Annotated in this window: 8 protein-coding genes; all 8 read right to left on the bottom strand. The window is 39.6% G+C overall.

The window, feature by feature from the left end; genetic code table 11:
• Positions 1-516: 516 nt before the first annotated feature.
• The 8 genes from OD355_RS08675 to OD355_RS08640 all read right to left on the bottom strand — a co-directional run bounded on the left by OD355_RS08675 (position 517) and on the right by OD355_RS08640 (position 17,660).
• Positions 517-2,352, bottom strand: coding sequence for a beta-N-acetylhexosaminidase (locus tag OD355_RS08675; RefSeq protein ID WP_263038072.1), 1,836 nt, complete (start codon positions 2,350-2,352; stop codon positions 517-519).
• Positions 2,353-2,649: 297 nt separating this feature from the next.
• Positions 2,650-5,124: a glutaminase family protein gene (locus tag OD355_RS08670; protein WP_263038071.1), complete on the bottom strand. Its 2,475-nt coding sequence runs from the start codon at positions 5,122-5,124 to the stop codon at positions 2,650-2,652.
• 211 nt (positions 5,125-5,335) lie between these two features.
• Positions 5,336-7,612, bottom strand: coding sequence for a GH92 family glycosyl hydrolase (locus OD355_RS08665; protein ID WP_263038070.1), 2,277 nt, complete (start codon positions 7,610-7,612; stop codon positions 5,336-5,338).
• A 468-nt stretch (positions 7,613-8,080) separates the two neighbouring features.
• Positions 8,081-9,232 carry a DUF4185 domain-containing protein gene (locus OD355_RS08660; RefSeq protein WP_263038069.1) on the bottom strand — a complete coding sequence of 384 codons (1,152 nt, stop codon included), beginning with the start codon at positions 9,230-9,232 and terminating at the stop codon, positions 8,081-8,083.
• Positions 9,233-9,301: 69 nt separating this feature from the next.
• The gene (locus OD355_RS08655; protein ID WP_263038068.1) at positions 9,302-11,467 is read right to left on the bottom strand and encodes a hypothetical protein; all 2,166 of its coding nucleotides are present in this window, start codon (positions 11,465-11,467) and stop codon (positions 9,302-9,304) included.
• 84 nt (positions 11,468-11,551) lie between these two features.
• On the bottom strand, positions 11,552-12,367 hold the full coding sequence (locus tag OD355_RS08650) for a DUF3823 domain-containing protein (protein WP_263038067.1): 816 nt from the start codon (positions 12,365-12,367) through the stop codon (positions 11,552-11,554).
• A gap of 27 nt (positions 12,368-12,394) precedes the next feature.
• On the bottom strand, positions 12,395-14,437 hold the full coding sequence (locus tag OD355_RS08645; RefSeq protein WP_263038066.1) for a RagB/SusD family nutrient uptake outer membrane protein: 2,043 nt from the start codon (positions 14,435-14,437) through the stop codon (positions 12,395-12,397).
• A gap of 28 nt (positions 14,438-14,465) precedes the next feature.
• Positions 14,466-17,660: a SusC/RagA family TonB-linked outer membrane protein gene (locus tag OD355_RS08640; protein WP_263038065.1), complete on the bottom strand. Its 3,195-nt coding sequence runs from the start codon at positions 17,658-17,660 to the stop codon at positions 14,466-14,468.
• Positions 17,661-18,020 lie beyond the last annotated feature (360 nt).

Below are 18,020 nucleotides of genomic sequence, written 5' to 3'. Positions count from 1 at the left end.
GTCATGGATGCTAAGGTTAGGAATCGCCGGCATGCCAGTGGAAGGGAAAACTGTGCGGAACAGTGATTCCTGCTGCGCGGGACGTGACTGTAATCAAAAGCAGCTGCCAGTCAGCAGGAATTGTTCTTGCAGCACAGAGTTTTTTCCGGGCATAGCCTGATGCGCGCGGCCCACCTTATGCCGGCTTGATTTTTTTGTAACTTTTTTTATCAAGAAAAAAAGTTAGAGAAGAACTGGAGGAACGTAAATGCGGTGTGAGATTGCTTCGCTCCGTCCTAAGGACTCAGGAGCCGTCGGAATACTTCGCCCGCAATGACGATACCGGAGTGTGCGTCATTGCGATAAAACGTAGCGCAGCGAAGTTTTAGAAGCAATCTCTTTTTAAACAAATACACAAAAACACAAAAACTTCATAACACGATCACAACATCACATCAACAAACCCACGCCTAAACAAATTAACCCTTTCTAAACACCTCCACAAATCCAACTCCACTTCTTTTACCATCACTACATTTACTTCTTCAGCACCGCTTCTTCATATACCTTACCCAGCATCTTCCCATTTCTGAATACAGCAGATTTTATAAGCACAGGCGCTTTCACGCTAAATGGCGCAGTGTATAGCTTTGAGCTGCCTGTTGGTTCATTACCATCAAGCGTGTAGCGGATCTCAGGCCGGTAACTGTTTGTCTTAAAACTTATCTCCGCCGTGTGGGTTGTGCTGTCATACCTGGTTGCCTGCCATACATTGTAAGCGCTCATGGCATAGTTCAATCCCATCAGATCATAACGCTGGTATTGTGTTTCCATTCTTTTGGCAAAATCATCCCAGTTTTTTAAATGTGCGGCAGACCAGCCTGTCTCTGCAATAGCTGCTGCCCGCGGGAATGTCATGTATTCCACCTTTTCCGGTGTATGAATAAACTCGCTCCATACATTTCCCTGCACGCCTTTGATGTATTGAGCCTGCTCTGCAGTAAGTGCGTTATCGAAGGGTTCATACTTGTAAACTTTTTCCAGCGTATTGATGGCATTGTCCCAGATAGCATTTGGCTCCAGTGATGGTTTGCCCTGGTAATAATCCAGGTAGTAATAATCGTAAGGTGTCATCACTACATTGTGGTGTTGCCTGGCAGCTTCAATGCCGCCTTTTGTGCCGCGCCAGCTCATTACCCATGCATTTGGCGCCAGCCCGCCTTCCAGTATCTCATCCCAGCCGATGATGTTCCTGTTTTTGGTCAGCACAAACTTTTCAATTCTTTTGATAAAATAACTTTGCAGTTCATGTTCGTCTTTTAAACCCTCCTCTTTAATTCTTTGCCGGCATTTGGGGCACGCTTTCCACCGGTCTTTAGGCGCTTCATCTCCACCGATATGGATGACTGCGTTGGGGAAAATGGCAGTCACTTCGGATAACACATTTTCCAAAAATTCAAAAGTTTTATCATTGCCTGCGCAAAATATTTCCTTTTGGATGCCCCACCTGGTAAGCGTTTTAAACGGTCCACCCGTACAGGACAATTCCGGGTAAGCGATTAACGCAGCTGTGGCATGGCCGGGCATTTCTATTTCAGGAACGATATTCACAAACCTGGAAGTGGCATAGCGAACCAGTTCTTTGGCCTGCTCCTGTGTGTAAAAACCACCGGCAGGGGTACCGTTTAACCTGCCCTGGCTGAATTCTGTTTCTGTTCTCCATGCGCCGATGTCTGTAAGCCGGGGATATTTTTTTATTTCCAGCCGCCAGCCATGATCCTCCGTAAGATGCCAGTGGAAAGTATTCATTTTATGCATGGCTATATAGTCAATAAATTTTTTCAGGAAATTCATGGAGTAATAATAGCGTCCGCAATCCAGCATGAGGCCACGCCATTCAAACCTCGGCTTGTCCGTTATCTCAACTGCCGGAACGGGCACAGCAGCTTTTGATAATTCTTTTGTAGCAACAGGCAGTAACTGCAACATAGTCTGCATGGCATAAAAGGCGCCGTTGCCTTCATTTGCTTTGATCACTATAGCTGCGGGTTTTACAGAAAGCTGGTAACCTTCTTTGCCCAGGCTATCCGGCGCACCTGAAGAGGTAATGAGTATATTGTTTTTTGCTGAAGCATGCGCTGTAATTACAGGTAACTTTAAACCGGTTTTATCCTGTATTTCAGCGGCCAGCATCTCTCCTACTTTTTGAATACCCATATCACCGGGCTGAACATATATCTTTGTTTTGGAAGACAGCGTGAAACTTCCGCTCAACTGTTGCACATGTGCAGGCTGAGGGATAATGGCAATTTCTGTTTGCGTATATGCACAGATCGTAAAACACAGGCCGATAACGGTTAAAATTTTTTTCATTTATTCGTAGTATTTTGTTAGCAAATAACCGGCCCTAACCCGGGGTTTGCGGCGCGGAATGCGCCATAAGATAATTTTTTTTTGATTGATATGCTTGTATATTTCACTGCTGTATCATTGATGGCAGCTCTGTGATAAAATTGCTCGCTATAGTTACCGGGAGAGCACTCATTCCCGGTTGATCTCGCCTAAAGCGAGATGGCTATTGGATGTGTTTATTTTATTTTTAATTGTTGCAATAGTTAGCGTGATACTACGCCAACATTCCTTTTCCGGTTTGTGCGGCATCATTCATGGCTATTTCATTTTCTTAGTATTCAACTTTGCTTCCAGCACCTTCATCCAGTAACCACCCACCACGCTTCTTGCCTGGAAGCCGATCTGCCTGCCGTCGATTGTTTCATGCCAGTCGCTTAACGGCACGCGCGAAGGTGTTTCGGTGGCAAATTTATAAAGCGGTCTTACCAAGGCAGTAAAATCGCTGATATTGCCTGTTAAACAGGCGGTCCACATGATCCAGTCGCTTTTGGTATAGGTTTTCCGGCTATCTAAGGGAAGGCCGAAACCATGCTGTTGCTTGAGGTAATACTTCATTTCTTTTTCGAACACGGATTCCGGGAAGATATTATATTTTAAAATCCTGTCCCAGATCACGTTGTACTTCTGGCTCCAGGTGCCTTTCTTTTCAAAAGCTAAAGTATAATGATCACCGTCATCAGCCAGTTGCATCCAGCGTGGTACCATGCTTTTTGCGATGTTGTGGTATGCCAGGTAAACATCCTCCTTGCCCAGCATTTTTGCAAGCATAGCATAGCTTTCAATAGCCATAATAGCTTTCAGGGAAAGATTGGCATTGCGTGCCAGATGTCCTGCGAAATCATCTGTACACAACTGGTCGGCAGGATCAAAACCTTCTTTTACTAAATAGTCCGTCCACATGGTCAGGGTGGCCCAATGCTTCGCAGCATAGTTTGCATTGCCTTCCACCTTCGCAATGGCGGCTGCAAGTATCACCATGTTGCCCGATTCTTCAACCGGCATATCTTCAGGGTATGTCTGGCCGTTGGCTACCGGATAAGTTCCGAGGTCATGTGCTGCAAAAGGCTTCTTCCATTTTCCGCTCTCGCTGTAATAGAAAATACCATTCATCATTCCCTTTTCCAATTCGGGATTGTAAACAAGAAATAAAGGAGCAGACGGATATGTAAGATCAACTGTATTAATAGATCCGTTACTGTAATTTTCTTTCGACAACCATAATAACTCTCCCTGCGGGCTCCTTACTAACTTATGCGCAGCAATAGCCTGCCGGTAAGCGATTTCACAAAGCTTCGCATATTCCTTCCCGCCGGCTTTAAAAGCATCCTGGTATATTTGCGCATCCACCACATTGCATTTTTTTAAGGTAGCAGCATAATCAGCATTGGCTGCTGACAATTGTTTCTCAATGGTTGTGTTATTATCCCGGTTCCACCAGGGGCGTAGGTTTTCACCGAAATATTGTATAGACCAGATGTCATCATAGCCCAAAAGTATTTTAGCGGAAGCGCTTGATTTCCTGCCCAGGTTAATGTTTGTATTCAGCCACAACCTTTTACCGTTCAGCTGCGCAGCATGATTGCGTGTGGAATTTCTAAATGAGCGAATAGCAACTTCCTCATTTTCTGTGATGAACTGGTATGTATTTGCAGCCTGCGGTACAGCCACATGCAAATATCCCCAATCTATACGCAGGTCATCTCCTTTCTTAGCCAATACCTCCTGCGATAATGTTCCCGTTTTTAAAACAGATAAACCGTTTGCTGAATATTTTTCTGCCCCGACTTCCTGTGCCGGTGTATTCACTGCAAGATTGGTGGATGTATTAAACAGAACCTGCACGGCATGCGCCTTGCCGTCTGTTGAAGCAGTGCTAAACGTAACATAAGAAACCGGCCTTGACATTAAATCCAGATCGGTCATTATTAACGGCGAAGTGAAAGTGACTTTGAGGTTTACAGGCCCGCAGGAGAAATCATAAATGGTTTGTGTGGCTTTGATCTCAACATTTTTTTGCTTGGCATTTACTATGCCCTTTGATGCGGCAGCAACTCTTTCCTTTACCAGGCCAAAATCGAGGTGTTGGCCGCCGTCAGTATTTTTTATGTGAATGGCTAAAACATTTTTGCCCTTTCTTAAAATAGCCGGCGCATTTTTAATGGGAATGTAAATATATTTATGCATCCAGCCCACCGTTTGATAAATTTCCTTACCATTCAAATACACTTCTATATTATCATCATGATCTAATTTTAAATACAGGCCTTTTTCATGATTATCAGTTATGGTAAATTCTCTTCGCACCCAAAGATCATCTGACTTCCATTGAGTTTTATAATTTCCCACATCGGCGAACGGCGCCTCTCCGTTGCTCCACTTACTAACATCAAAGTTGAGCTCCTGCCATCCCGGTTCGGGCTGTTGTTCAGTGTATTGGACAAGGTAAGACGTGTCGTCACTTGCGGGCAATACTACATCATACGCCTTGCTCTCTTTTCCTAAGAATCGATAGATAGTATCATCCACTTGTAAGTAACCTGTAAGCGAGTGATCCGCACCCGTCCAATGTTTGGTGGTTGATGCATTTAGGGCATCCGTAAAAGACCAGACAGAAAAATACGGATCATGGGTGATCAGCGGATAAGCAGGCGCTTTCTGGGTTTGTGCATTTGCTCCGAACAGCGGCAAAAACATAAAAACCCAACACTTAAAAAATAAAGAGAGAAATTTCATTATGCGTTTTATACTTTTATTTGTTTAGGAATATAAATTTAACTTTGGAGTTATCTTATCCTGTAAATCTTTACTTTTTGTTTGGGATGTGCAACGGTTAACCCATCGCTTTTTCCAGGTTAACCATTGCAGACCGAAATTCCCCACTAAGTCGTTGGCAGCCCCGGTTGTCGATATCACATTAAATATAAAGATCCACTTATTTAGTGTATTATTTATAGCTAATGGCTTTTTTAGCCCACCCATAAGAAGGCGATGGGCCCATCTCAAAAACCAACCTGCCTCCTTTCAATATATCACTGTGAAGAATATAATTTTTATTGTAAGCAACTCCGTTAAGGCTAACAGATTGCACGTATATATTTTTTCCTCCTGCATTATGGGCTACTACTGTAAACTGCTTACCGTTTTCCAAATCTATGGTTGCTTTATTTAACCTGGGAGAACCTATATCGTAAACGCCATTAGCGGGGTTGACCGGATAAAAACCCATGGCACTGAAAATATACCATGCGCTCATTTGCCCGCAATCTTCATTACCCGAATATCCTGCAGCGTCAGTAGTATAAAATTTATCCATGATTTCTGCAACCCGCTGTTGGGTCTTCCATGGCTGGCCGGCATAATTATATAAGTAAGCGGTATGGTGGCTGGGCTCATTGCCATGCGCATACTGTCCAATAAAACCGGAAGCGTTTTCATTCTTGGCATCTTCGCCGCCAGCAGTAGTAAAAAATTCATCAAGCTTTATAATAAACTTTTCTCTTCCGCCAAAAAGATCGATCATGCCGGGGATGTCATGGGGGACATACCACAAATACTGCCAGGCATTGCCTTCGGTGTACGGGTTACCGCCGTTACCGCCATATTGCAAAGGATGGAAGGGCTCTAACCATTTACCGTCTTTATTTTTACCGCGAAAAAAACCGGTCTTACTATCGTAGATATTTTTTATATACGATGCCCGCTTCATAAAGAAATTATAATCATCATTCTTTCCCAGTTTTTTAGCAAACTGCGCCACGCACCAGTCATTAAATGCTATTTCTAATCCCTTAGAAACAGACTGTGATTCAAGCTCTTCAGGGAAATAACCATATTGATGCAGGTACTTAAAGGGTGAGCCCGGATGATCTGTGAGTGAAGAATTCTTAACGGCTTCATATGCTTTTTCAAGATTAAAGCCTTTAATGCCTTTCACAACAGCATCAACTATTACCGGTATAGAGTGGTTGCCAATCATGCAATAATTTTCATCATTCCATAATTGCCATATAGGAAGGTAACCATAACTCTCATATTGTTTAATAAGACTATTTATAAACTCAGCATCTTTCGATGGTTTTAATAAGGTGTACATGGGATGCGCCGCCCTGTAGGTATCCCACAATGAAAATGTGGAGTAATGCTTTTTAGTCAGCGATTTTTTAACTTCCATATCAGAGCCCTGGTATTCACCATTTACATCGGCGGTATTATTAGGCTGAATGTATAAATGATATAAACCTGTGTAGAATATTTTTTTCACAGCGTCAGCAGCATCAATACGAATGTTTGACAATTCCTTCTCCCACAAAGCATCTGCACGTTTGACTACTGCATCAAAATCCCATCCTTTTATCTCGCTATTTAGATTTTCCCTGGCATTGTTCACGCTAACAGACGATAAACCAACTTTCACCAACACCTGTTCTCCTTTTTTAACATCAAAATTAAAAGCAGCCCTTACAATATCAGTACCATTAATAACGGGTTTATTTATGATGTTATGCGTACCCCAGGCCATTTCGTGGTTGGTAATTGGCTTGGAAAATTTAGCATGAAAATATACCCTGCGCATTCTTGCCCAACCGGTGATGATCCGGTAACCTTCTATGGTGTGATCATCGACTTTCCTGATCTCTGCACCAAGAATCCGGCAAACCCAGTAATCTCTTTTTTTACTAAGTGAATGATCCAGATCAACCATGATGCGTGCCGGGCCGTCGCCATTAAATGTGTATCGATGAAAGCCTGCATGTTCGGTGGCCGTAAGCTCCGCATTGATATTATAATCCAATAAATTAACCTGGTAATAACCCGGCCTTGCCGTTTCCTGCTGATGAGAAAAAGCAGACCTGTAGCCTGATCCCGGCTTGTTCTCATCACCCGGCGACCATTTTAAATTACCTGAAGCGGGCATCAGCAGTACATCAAAAAGATCGGCCACACCTGTACCGCTTAAATGCGTATGGCTAAAGCCTACAATCGTTTTATCATTGTAATTATACCCCGATGCAGGGCTGAATATTTCATTATCTGTATCAGGGCTTACTTGCACAAAGCCAAACGGAACAGTAGCGCCCGGGAAATTACTTCCCGACAGGCTGGTGCCATCCACAGCGCCGGTACCGATAAAAGGATCAACATAAGAGGTTAGCTTTTGGGCAAAACCCAACTGGCATATTAAAACAGCTATTACTGCTAAAAAAAACTTTTTTACTATCATCTTCGCTATTATTTTTCCGGTTTTTACAGGTTATCCTGTTGCATAATAATTTACATTGTTGAGTTCAAGTTCTGCAGCCTGCAACACTGAATGCCTGTTGACAAACGGTGTAATTCTATTTACATCCGCGCCTTATGATTGAAGGATGCGAAAGTAAATGGTAGATACTCTACTTCCATTTATAATCACATTAGCAAGTTTGCCAATTGTGCTATAACTGGTGCGGCTGGCCGGCTTATCCAGTATTTTACGCTGGAAAACTCATTTGTTTAAGTCTGCAGACCTGTATATCCATCCGGCTATACGGATCTTTTATAATCTATTAATATTATAAATAGAAACCTATGGAGTCTCGCATATAATCACATATGCAGGCTCGGTAGCAGTATTTGCATATTCCTTACTCTTATATACTAATGCTAAATTCCGAAACATTTATTGGTAAAAATTAATTAAATTATTTATAAGTTATTCATTTAATTTTAAATTAGCCCGAAATAAAAATACATTATACGGCGACCATAATGACATGGTAAAATATATTTTATCTCCGCTATTTTCCAGCGGATGTATGTATGGACTATACAGACCCGGGTATTCCTTCGATGTGGTCAATACTTTTATATTACTCCATATTCCGGTCAGTTCTTTTGCGTCTCTGTACACAATCGCGTGTCTTTTTACAACAGGATTGGCATCGTAGTTATAATCATAAATATACATCAGTATCCAGCGTTTATATTTTTCATGATAAAGCAGAGAAGCTTCTCCTAAAGGTGCAGGAATAACGGCTGTAGCAGCGTTTTCATCATTCCTTATCCATTTCTTCCCTTCTCCATTCCAATATTCGTATGTATTGAGGTTTTCAATATCTTTTTCTTTGAAACGTGCTAAATAGCCAGGAGCTCCCCTGCCGGCAAGTGTACCGAGCATATATACATACCCGTTTCTTTTTGCATAGGTTATTTGGGAGAATTTACTGTCTGATTTAAAAGTAAGATATTGTTTTCTTTGCCACGATTTTCCATCATCGTAAGATGCGTAAACCGATGAGAAATTTGTAAGCCATCTGCCATGAGGCGCGCTCCATTCATAGATATTCATGTAGTGCACATAGTCAATGCCATTCGCGCGGATAGCGCCGGTGGGAATTGAAGTTTGATATACTTTCGGATTGGCCTTAGCGCCAGCTGCCACCTCTTTTGCTTTTCCTTCCTCATCTGTGAGCATACCAGAAATTGTAAGGCCATCATCTAAATTTTTATCTTCAGAAAATGCAAGTACATTCGAACGCCAGTTGCTGCCATTGCCGCCACCTTTTCCGGCAACAAAATCTCTGCCATTGGTATCGCCGAAAAAGATGCCAGTCTTATCTCCACTCATATGCCACATGATGCCCAGATCTGTGCCTCCCACATCGTATTTTACAGCCGTATTATTTGATGAAGGAAAATTTTCACCTGGTAATGGTGTTCCTGTAACACGTGCTATACGTACCAGGTTTATCATTTGTATGGAAGATGTATCCACGTTATTGATGGCAATTTTATTGGCTGCTCCGCAAGCCGAGAATAACAGTGAAACAGTTGCAACAATACAAATAAAAAATAATCGCTTCATAAAAAATCACTTATATCATAATCGTTAAATAGAAAATAGGTAAAATTGCAAATGATTTCTTCGTTATGCTTATTTAGTAATAATAACCCGAATGCCTTCGCTAAAATTTTTATGCTTCAAAAACAAAGTGCTCGTAGAAGTGTCCCAGTCATTTTTTATGATGTCAACTTTTTCTCCGGAAAGCTTTGTCAGCGTAACACCAGCGGGCTTATACGGTATGCGTATACGCATAGCATTCATAGTCTCTGAAGGACTTTTTACAATAAATTCATATTTACCTGCTGCAATTTTCTCCTCGTAAACGCGCGCTGCAGTTGCTAGTACTTTAGGTTGTTTTTTATCAACGGTACGCATATCGTATAAAAATGACTGATGCCCCGGTTCAATGACTTTCTCTGTTAATACCGACAATTCTGGATCAAAAAGATCAATGAATGAACCTTTTATTTTTAGGGACTCCCCGTTTTTAAATTCATCCATGACCGCCGCAATAACATATGGGCCTCTTTGTAAGTAAAAATTATTTTTTAATATTAATTTGCCTGCAGCTGCGTATTTTTCATACGCTTGTCTGATCAATTCTATAAACGCAGCATCATTGCTACCTTCAATAACAAGCTCTTTGGGATCCACTCTTTTTATACTTACCCATCCTTTTCTGGATTGTATAAAACTGTCTTCCTTAGTGTTGGACACATTCAATTTTTTAAATAAATCTTCGGATGGTGAATTAAAATTATATTTTCCTGTATTCCACCATTCTCTTACCGTTTGGAAAGGATCATTATCACGTCCGTAGTAAATCAGAACGCCGCCATCATTAACCCACTTGCTTAAAGCTGTATGATAAGACTCCTGCAAAGGTTTCATATTGGCATAACTCATTATCAATACCTTGATATTCTTTAATGTATTGCTGTTATCCAAATTTTCCATGTGCACGGTTTCTATAGGTATGCCCTGCTTTAATAAGGGTAATGCCATACCATAAAAATTAGACAACTGCGGATCTTCATATCCCGCATGTGTAGGAAAACGTTGAAACATCATTGAATTAGATACCAACACTCCAATACCGTGACTACCGTTGAGCTTATTGAAAGATAAAGGCATCTCGTTGAGAGCAGTGACCATTACTTGCATCTGTGTAGCATAAGCGGGAGAAATTGTTTGAAGCTCATCGGAACCTTCTACTTTAAATTTGCCGAGATATATACGATTTGGCCAGGGCATTACTTCATAATGATCTACCGTTGGATATAATAATTTCGCAGTAAAAGTGGCCTGATAATTACGTTTATAATCGTCCCAGGTTCTTGGCCAGTCTTCAATAGGATCTGTTAAGAAATACATTCTTTTACCCGTAGGAGCAGTCATAGAAACCATTGAACCATACTCTAAGAATGCATTTTCAAATACTCTTTCTTTTTTAAGTCCTTTATAGTAAACAGGCTCGCGCGAGGTGCCTGTCCATACCTGAGCAATGTACCCATCCATATCATCAATAGATGCAAGACTTGCTTCAGGACTTACTATTTGCCAGGAAGAATAATTGATTAATGAATGAGTAGGCACATAACATTTTACATCTCTACCAACACTTTTTGCATAATATTTTACATAAGCAAAAACATCTTTCAACGCATTGAGATATAAATGATATTTTAATTTTGAAGACAAATAGGTAGCTTCCGGTGAAATATGTTGAGGTTGCCAGGATTCATTATAATATTTTTGCCATTCTTTTTTAAAAGCCTCGCTATACCCTGCTCTTGCCCAAAATTCTGGTTCTTCCAAATAAACAGCAGTAACGCCTGCGTCAATCGCTCTTTTTATATGTGTTTTTATGTATTTTAAGAAACTATCGGAAGGCACTAAATAAGGTACATTTTTTCCGTGCCATATAGTATCCCCATTACGTTGCACCTGTCCTTCATCCAGATGTTGTTTGCCATCAAATTGTCCTAGAAAGTAGTCTTGATATTGCCCCCAGGCAATGCCAGTCATGAACTGTACATTGTACCCTTTTTCCCGCCAGCCTTTTATGCGTTGTTCAAAATTTCCTCCTGCATCATTTACACCATATACCATTACGATATCACTTCTTACATCATAAGCTTCGTTGAAAGGAGCTGCTATCTGGAAAGATGTTTTTTGCTTTAACGAATCTGATTGGCTATAAATATTTATAGAAAAAAGAAATAACACTAGATGTAGGAATATAAGCTTGTACATAACTGTTAACATTAGATAAAAAAGCAGAAATTATCTTCTTTTAAAAGATAATTTCTGCTAGAAACTTATTCTTAAAATTTCTTTTTAGGGAACATCAATTCTTATTGCTTCATTGTAATTCCATCTTCTGACACCTTCTGTAGCATAGTTAATTCTTGCCGCAGCACGTACAAAGATAGTTCTACCCGAGAAGTTTCCACTATTACTTACTTTACTAGTAACTTCTATTGGGGTTCCTAATAAAGGTTCAAAAGAATTACCAGAATAATTATATTGCGCTCTACGGCCATCGCCATTTGTTGTACGATAACCTACATAAGGAGACTCACTTACCATAAACTGAATATCAGTTACGTTCAGAAAGTCATCTCTATAATTTCCCATAGGTTCTATTTTTGCTCTGAAATCTTCACGGCTTACAGCTCTCGTTACTTTAACTTTGGCCTTAATGTTTCCGGCATTATCAACAGTAGGTCTTTCTGCCCATTCTACTTTAAGAAAAGGCTGTACCTGAAAATCTACTTCCGTAACACCGCTTATTTCCAGTGTTTTTGTTTCATCTGCTAAAGTATCGCCGCTGTTATTAAGTCTTAATAGTGGGATAAATGCTCCGTCAACTCTTACGTTGTATCTGCCTTTAAACACTTTTGTATTTTGATAAATACCTTCTTTCATACACATAAAATCGAAAGGTGTAGGTGTTGGTGTTTCTTTCCAAGTTAATTCGCGCAGTCTTATTCGAGTGCCTTCGCTGCCCTGATCAGTTAATACGAGTTCTCCGGTTGCTACATCAATAATTTTTCCTCTGATTGTCTCTCCGGGCTCAGGAAAATTATCGGGCTTACATGAGCTTAATGAGAATAAAACTATAGTAAATAATATATAAAACGTTCTTTTCATATCTGTATTTTTTATTGTTTTTTATTACTAACGTCCTGGTTGTTGATCTATGAACGGACTTTTTGAAACCTCGCCACCCGGTATCAGGAAATAATATTCCGGCTCAGTCATTCTAAATCTGATCCTATAAATTTCAGGGCCTGGATCAAAGAAATATTTATTTGCCTGAGTTGAATAGAAAGGATACAACCCGCTATAGAAAGTGCCATCTTGTTGTGTGTAACCATTAATTATCTCTGTTGTTTGTGTTCTCCATCTTCTTATGTCCCAAAGAATTTTATTTTCAAAAGATAGTTCTTTTTTACGTTCTTTTCTAATCATTTGCAACCCGATTTGTCCAACCACTTCAGCTGCATTTAATGCATTGGCTCCAGCTCTTTCACGAATTTGACTAATTGATTGAAATATAACTTCATAAGCATTCATACCATCAGGTGTAGGTTGTCCTGCCAAAGCTAGCTCTGATGCTGCTTCAGCCAAATTAAGTCCAACCTCTGCGAATCTCATCAATATAAAAGGCTGCTCAGAGCGAGCTTCCAAAACAAGTTCCTGTGGCATGTTAGGGTTCAAGTATTTACGAATAGTGAATCCAGTCATAGCACCAGTTCTATCATCGTAGTAAGGTCCGCTTTCTCCTGAAGCATTCATTTTTCCTCCTCCAGGTAAATCAACAACTTGTGGAGAGCTTTTTTGTGATGACATGTATAATACTTTAGATGTATATGCTCCTATACCTTTATATGCATCTACTTCTGTATAATTTACAGGGCCTCCTAAAGTATAATCTACACTACCGTTAACTGTTCTTAAGGGAGCTATGCCATTTGCCACAGTACCGGTATATACACCTGCTCTTATGTCTATTGCCTGACCTTTAAACACTTCACCAGGGAGTATTACATTTGCCTTTAATCTGGGTTCTGCATCTTTAAATAAATCAGTTATATTGTCAAATAAAACGTACTTATTATTCGCATCAAAAACCTTAATGCTACCATTGGCATTTTTTGGTATGCCGTCAAACATACTTACGTACTCTAATGTAGGATTATTACCAGAAGAATAGCCGTTGCCGCCAGCTAATTGTCGGGGAATATTGTAGGCATCATAGCCATGGGTTAAATCGGGGAACTTATATTCTTTTACAAAAATGTTTTCTCTGCTATCCATGTCGAAGAACATATCAATCATGTTTTGTGTTTGAGCTGCTTTGTCTCCGGCCGCCCATTTTTTCTTATACAATTCATATCTTCCAGATTTAACTACTTCCATAGCGGCTTTATATGCTTCAGCAAAATATTTATTTGCAGCAGCAGTTTTTGTATTGGGGTCAAACCCTACTACTCTTACTTTTGTTTTTTCTCCAAAACCGGTAATCGTATTATATTTAGCAATACTACCTGCATATAGCATTGCTTCTGACTTGTAAGCTTCTGTGACATATTTATTTACCATTCCCCTTTGAGGGCTTACCGGAGCGAGATTTAAAGACGCTGAATCAAAATCAGAAAGTATTTGATTCCATGTTTCCTCTTCAGAAGAACGAGGAATTTCAAGTTGTTCGATCGGCTGTTCGGGATAATTTAAAACTTTTGTCGTTAATGGAATTCCACCAAACCGTTTTGCCATTTCATAGAATACTACTGCTCGCGCATGATATGCTTCGCCGAGAAAATGTTTATATTCTACATCGGTAAAATTGCTTTTATACTTTGGCAATGTTTCAAGTACTCTGTTTATGTCGCGCAACAGACGAAAAGCGCCGGGCCACATGTTGGTACCTTCTCCTGTCATTGCAAAAGAACCATCTCTACCAATAGATGCTCCTTCATTTATACCCGGACAAACCAACCAGTCGTGGAAATAGCCAACCCGAGGAGTATATTTAAAATCGGCGTAAGGCATCTGACTATATATTCTTGACAAGTAGAGCATCAGGCTTTTACTTGTTTTATAGATATCTTCATCCTTTACTATGTTTGGTGGCGGTACATCAAGAAAACGCTTACAGGACGGTGTAAAAAATAGTCCTAAGAGCAGCAATAACAATATAATATTTTTATTTTTCATCTCTAATTATTTTATTTTTTCAAGTTATTTAAAAGGTAATATTTAAGCCTACAGATACTGATTTATTTAACGGATAAATATAGCCATATAAAGCATCAGTATGTTCAGGGTCAATATGCTTAACCTTTGTAAATGTAACCAGATTGTAGGCACTTGCATACACCCTTACTCCTTTTATCATTACTCTTTCAAGCAGTTTTGCAGGCAAATTATACCCTAATTCAATACTCTTTAGACGAAGATAAGAACCGTCTTCAACATTAAATGTTGACCAATAGTCGGGCAAAGTACCGGTATAGGCATAATATCCTTTCACCCACTCTGTATTTCTGTTGTATGGGTCTGCGTTAGGATCTTTAGGATGCCATCTATCCATAAATTGCTTCAAGGCACCGGCATCTCCTCCGCCCCAAAGTGGCTCGCGCAATTTCTCACCGTAAGGAACAGATGTTAGTGCTGCACCTTGTAATAGAAAAGATAAATCAAATCCTTTATATTGAGCATCTCCACTCAAACTGAAATTCATCCATGGGTTTTGATCGAAAGTAATCGGATGCCTGTCATTTCCATTAATTTCTCCATCTCCATTCCAATCCAAGTATCTGTAATCGCCCGGAACTGCCCAAGGATCCACAAATACCTTACTATTCCAAATTTCATCCCAGTTTTGGAATTGTCCATCACCCTGTTGCATAAATCTTACTCCCTGCATTCTGTTATTTTGTTCATGATTATCGTACCATGCATCCCATGTGCTACCTAAAGGACCGCGCTCCCAGTATATTCTTTTCACTCTCGCGTAGGTCAACATAGCTTTCAGGCCGTATGTAAAATCATTGATATTATTCCTATGACTTAACTCTATTTCAAAACCGTATGTTCTATCACTATTTATGTTTTCTTGTGGTAGGTTTGCTCCAACAACTGTGGGTATACCACCGTATCTTTGTGCCAATAATCCTTCTCTTTTTCGGGAGAAATAATCAGCTGTAATACCAAACAATCCTTTCCAGCCAACAAAGTCAATACCTATATCCAAAGTATTTGCATTAAACCAGGTAATATTTGGATTAGGAATGCCCTTATCGTCGGCACTGGCTAAAAAGAAACCATTAAATACATATCCGGCAGTAAACCATCTTCTATCTGAACCTCCTGTAGGATAATTGTAGCCAGAAAGAAATTGATATCTTAATGCTCCATCATCGCCCACCATACCGTATGAGCCACGTAACTTTAATTGATCAATCATCGAAAAATTATCTTTGATAAATCGTTCCTCCGAAACACGCCAGGCAGCAGCAACTGAAGGAAAGAATGCCCATTGTTTTTGTGGAGGGAATTTTGATGAAGCGTCGTTTCTAAAAGAAAAATCTAGTAAATATTTATTTTTATAATCGTAGTGAAATGCTCCAACAAGACCTACGTTTGTCTCTTTATACAAATCACCGGTATTCATTCCGCCAATTTGTCCTTCAGTGAGACCTGTGTATATATATGGTAGAGGCAATATAAGATTTCGTTGTGCATTAAAATTATCTGCATCTCTTTGTTGAGTTTCCCAAACCAATAAACCATTGAAATTGTGTACATCATTAAACTTCTTTGAGTAACCTAAAGAGGTTTGTGTCAATAATTGAGAACGCATAATTGTACCTCTATGAACCATAGATGGTGATCCAAGAGAGAATACATTATATCTGTCATTTGTGGCATCATACTCATATTGATTGTATTCCTTTCTGTAATCGTTTCCTTCCCAGTTATTCCAATCATAGGCAACTAATCCCTTTAAGAACAATCCCGGTAAAAATGGAAAATCATACTTTAAACTTAGCGTTGGCTGTACCCATCTTCTGGTATATTTGTGAGAACCAACTACATCTGAATTAATAAATGCCAATGGATTATCTCCATCACTTCTATTATGATACAATTTTGTAGGATCATTGTTTGCATAAGGAGGAATATGTGGTCCTTGCTTCCAGTAACCACGAATAATCCACCAACTATCTACGAATGGACGATTTTGTATATCTTGAATTAAATTTAGATTTAAATCTGCTGTTAAGTTCCTTGCTACCTGAGCAGTAATGTTTGAGCGTATATTAAATCGTTTATAATTTAAATCATTTGTATTGAAAAAACTTTGCTGTGCCTGATAACCCACTCCAAAATAATATTTTACTTTTTCGGTTCCACCTGTAGCACTTAGATTGTGCGTTACTTGTGGTGCATAACTTTTGAAAACAAGATTATACCAATCCGTACTCTGTTTAGCACCCGATAAATATTGATTAATATCTTCATCGCTGAATACTCTGTTGGCTCCCTCTCTTCTATGCATGGAAGCCTCATTACGCAACGTCATATACTCAACTGCATCTGTAGTAGCAGGCATTCCTGATGGAATCTGAAACGTATATGTTCCACTGTAAGAAATCTGATTTTCTCCTGCTTTACCTTTTTTAGTAGTCACAAGCACTACACCATTCGCAGATCTCACACCGTAAATCGCAGCTGTAGCGTCTTTCAGAATAGAAATATTTTCAACGTCATTTGGATTCAACCTCTGAAAGTCTTCCATACCTCTTGGTACGCCATCTATTACTATTAATGGCGTACCCATCGCACGAATATCCATAGCGACATCAAAAGACCCAGGCTCTGATGACCTTTGAGAAACACGTAAGCCAGGCAATCTACCTGTAACCATATTTTGTAAATTCTCGTTTTTAGTAGCAATTATTTCATCTCCACCAATTTGAGCAACCGCTCCTGTTAAGTTGCCTCTTCTTTGTGTAGTATAACCAACAACTACCACTTCATTTAAATTTCCTTCACTAGTCAGCATAGTAATTGAAAATACACTTAAGTTGTTTACAGCTACTACTTGATCTTGAAAGCCAATAGAACTAAAACGTAGGCTGTCTGTTGACAATGCCTGAATTGAAAAACTACCATCTATTTGAGTTACTGCACCCCCACCACTTGGTAATACCTGCACGGAAACCCCCGACAATGCCATTCCTGATATATCTCTTACTGTTCCTGACAATTCACGCAAACCGGCTTGCTGAGAAAATAAATAAGATGGTAAAAAAATAATTGCCATCAATGACAATCGAAAAATATTTCTTGATATTTTTCCTGTTATTGTGTTTTTAGTATTCTCCAACATTTCTGAAGTTTTATTTTTTAAAAAACTTATTTCTAATTCCATGTTTAAAATTTAGAACCTTTTTAATCGTTTAAACAAATTTATACATCAATTTTGAATTAACAAAAAAATTTTATAATTTTTTTGGGAAAGTTTTTAGAACTTGTTAAGACCCTTGTTGTTTTTTAAACGCAGAGACGCAAAGTTATGACCAGGCAATTGCTGAAGTATCCATCACACGATCACAAGGTAACAACTTCACTTGATAAACTGACAGGCATGCGTTCGGTTCGGCACTTAAGTATTATCGAAGCTTTCCAATTGATTTGAGTTATTAACCATTTCAAAATGCAGCATTTCGTCATGGATGCAAAGGTTAGCATTCGCCGGCATGCCAGTGGAAGGGAAAACTGTGCGGAACAG

The sequence above is a fragment of the Haoranjiania flava genome (assembly GCF_025631005.1).
GTDB classification, from domain to species: domain Bacteria; phylum Bacteroidota; class Bacteroidia; order Chitinophagales; family Chitinophagaceae; genus Haoranjiania; species Haoranjiania flava.
The sequence above is the reverse complement of the archived record's forward strand: the minus strand, read 5'-3'. Positions and strand labels throughout refer to the sequence as shown.

Coding starts and splice junctions, on each gene's coding strand:
- OD355_RS08675 (WP_263038072.1), bottom strand. CDS start 2,352: ATGAAAAAAATTTTAACCGTTATCGGCCTGTGTTTTACGATCTGTGCA.
- OD355_RS08670 (WP_263038071.1), bottom strand. CDS start 5,124: ATGAAATTTCTCTCTTTATTTTTTAAGTGTTGGGTTTTTATGTTTTTG.
- OD355_RS08665 (WP_263038070.1), bottom strand. CDS start 7,612: ATGATAGTAAAAAAGTTTTTTTTAGCAGTAATAGCTGTTTTAATATGC.
- OD355_RS08660 (WP_263038069.1), bottom strand. CDS start 9,232: ATGAAGCGATTATTTTTTATTTGTATTGTTGCAACTGTTTCACTGTTA.
- OD355_RS08655 (WP_263038068.1), bottom strand. CDS start 11,467: ATGTACAAGCTTATATTCCTACATCTAGTGTTATTTCTTTTTTCTATA.
- OD355_RS08650 (WP_263038067.1), bottom strand. CDS start 12,367: ATGAAAAGAACGTTTTATATATTATTTACTATAGTTTTATTCTCATTA.
- OD355_RS08645 (WP_263038066.1), bottom strand. CDS start 14,437: ATGAAAAATAAAAATATTATATTGTTATTGCTGCTCTTAGGACTATTT.
- OD355_RS08640 (WP_263038065.1), bottom strand. CDS start 17,660: ATGGAATTAGAAATAAGTTTTTTAAAAAATAAAACTTCAGAAATGTTG.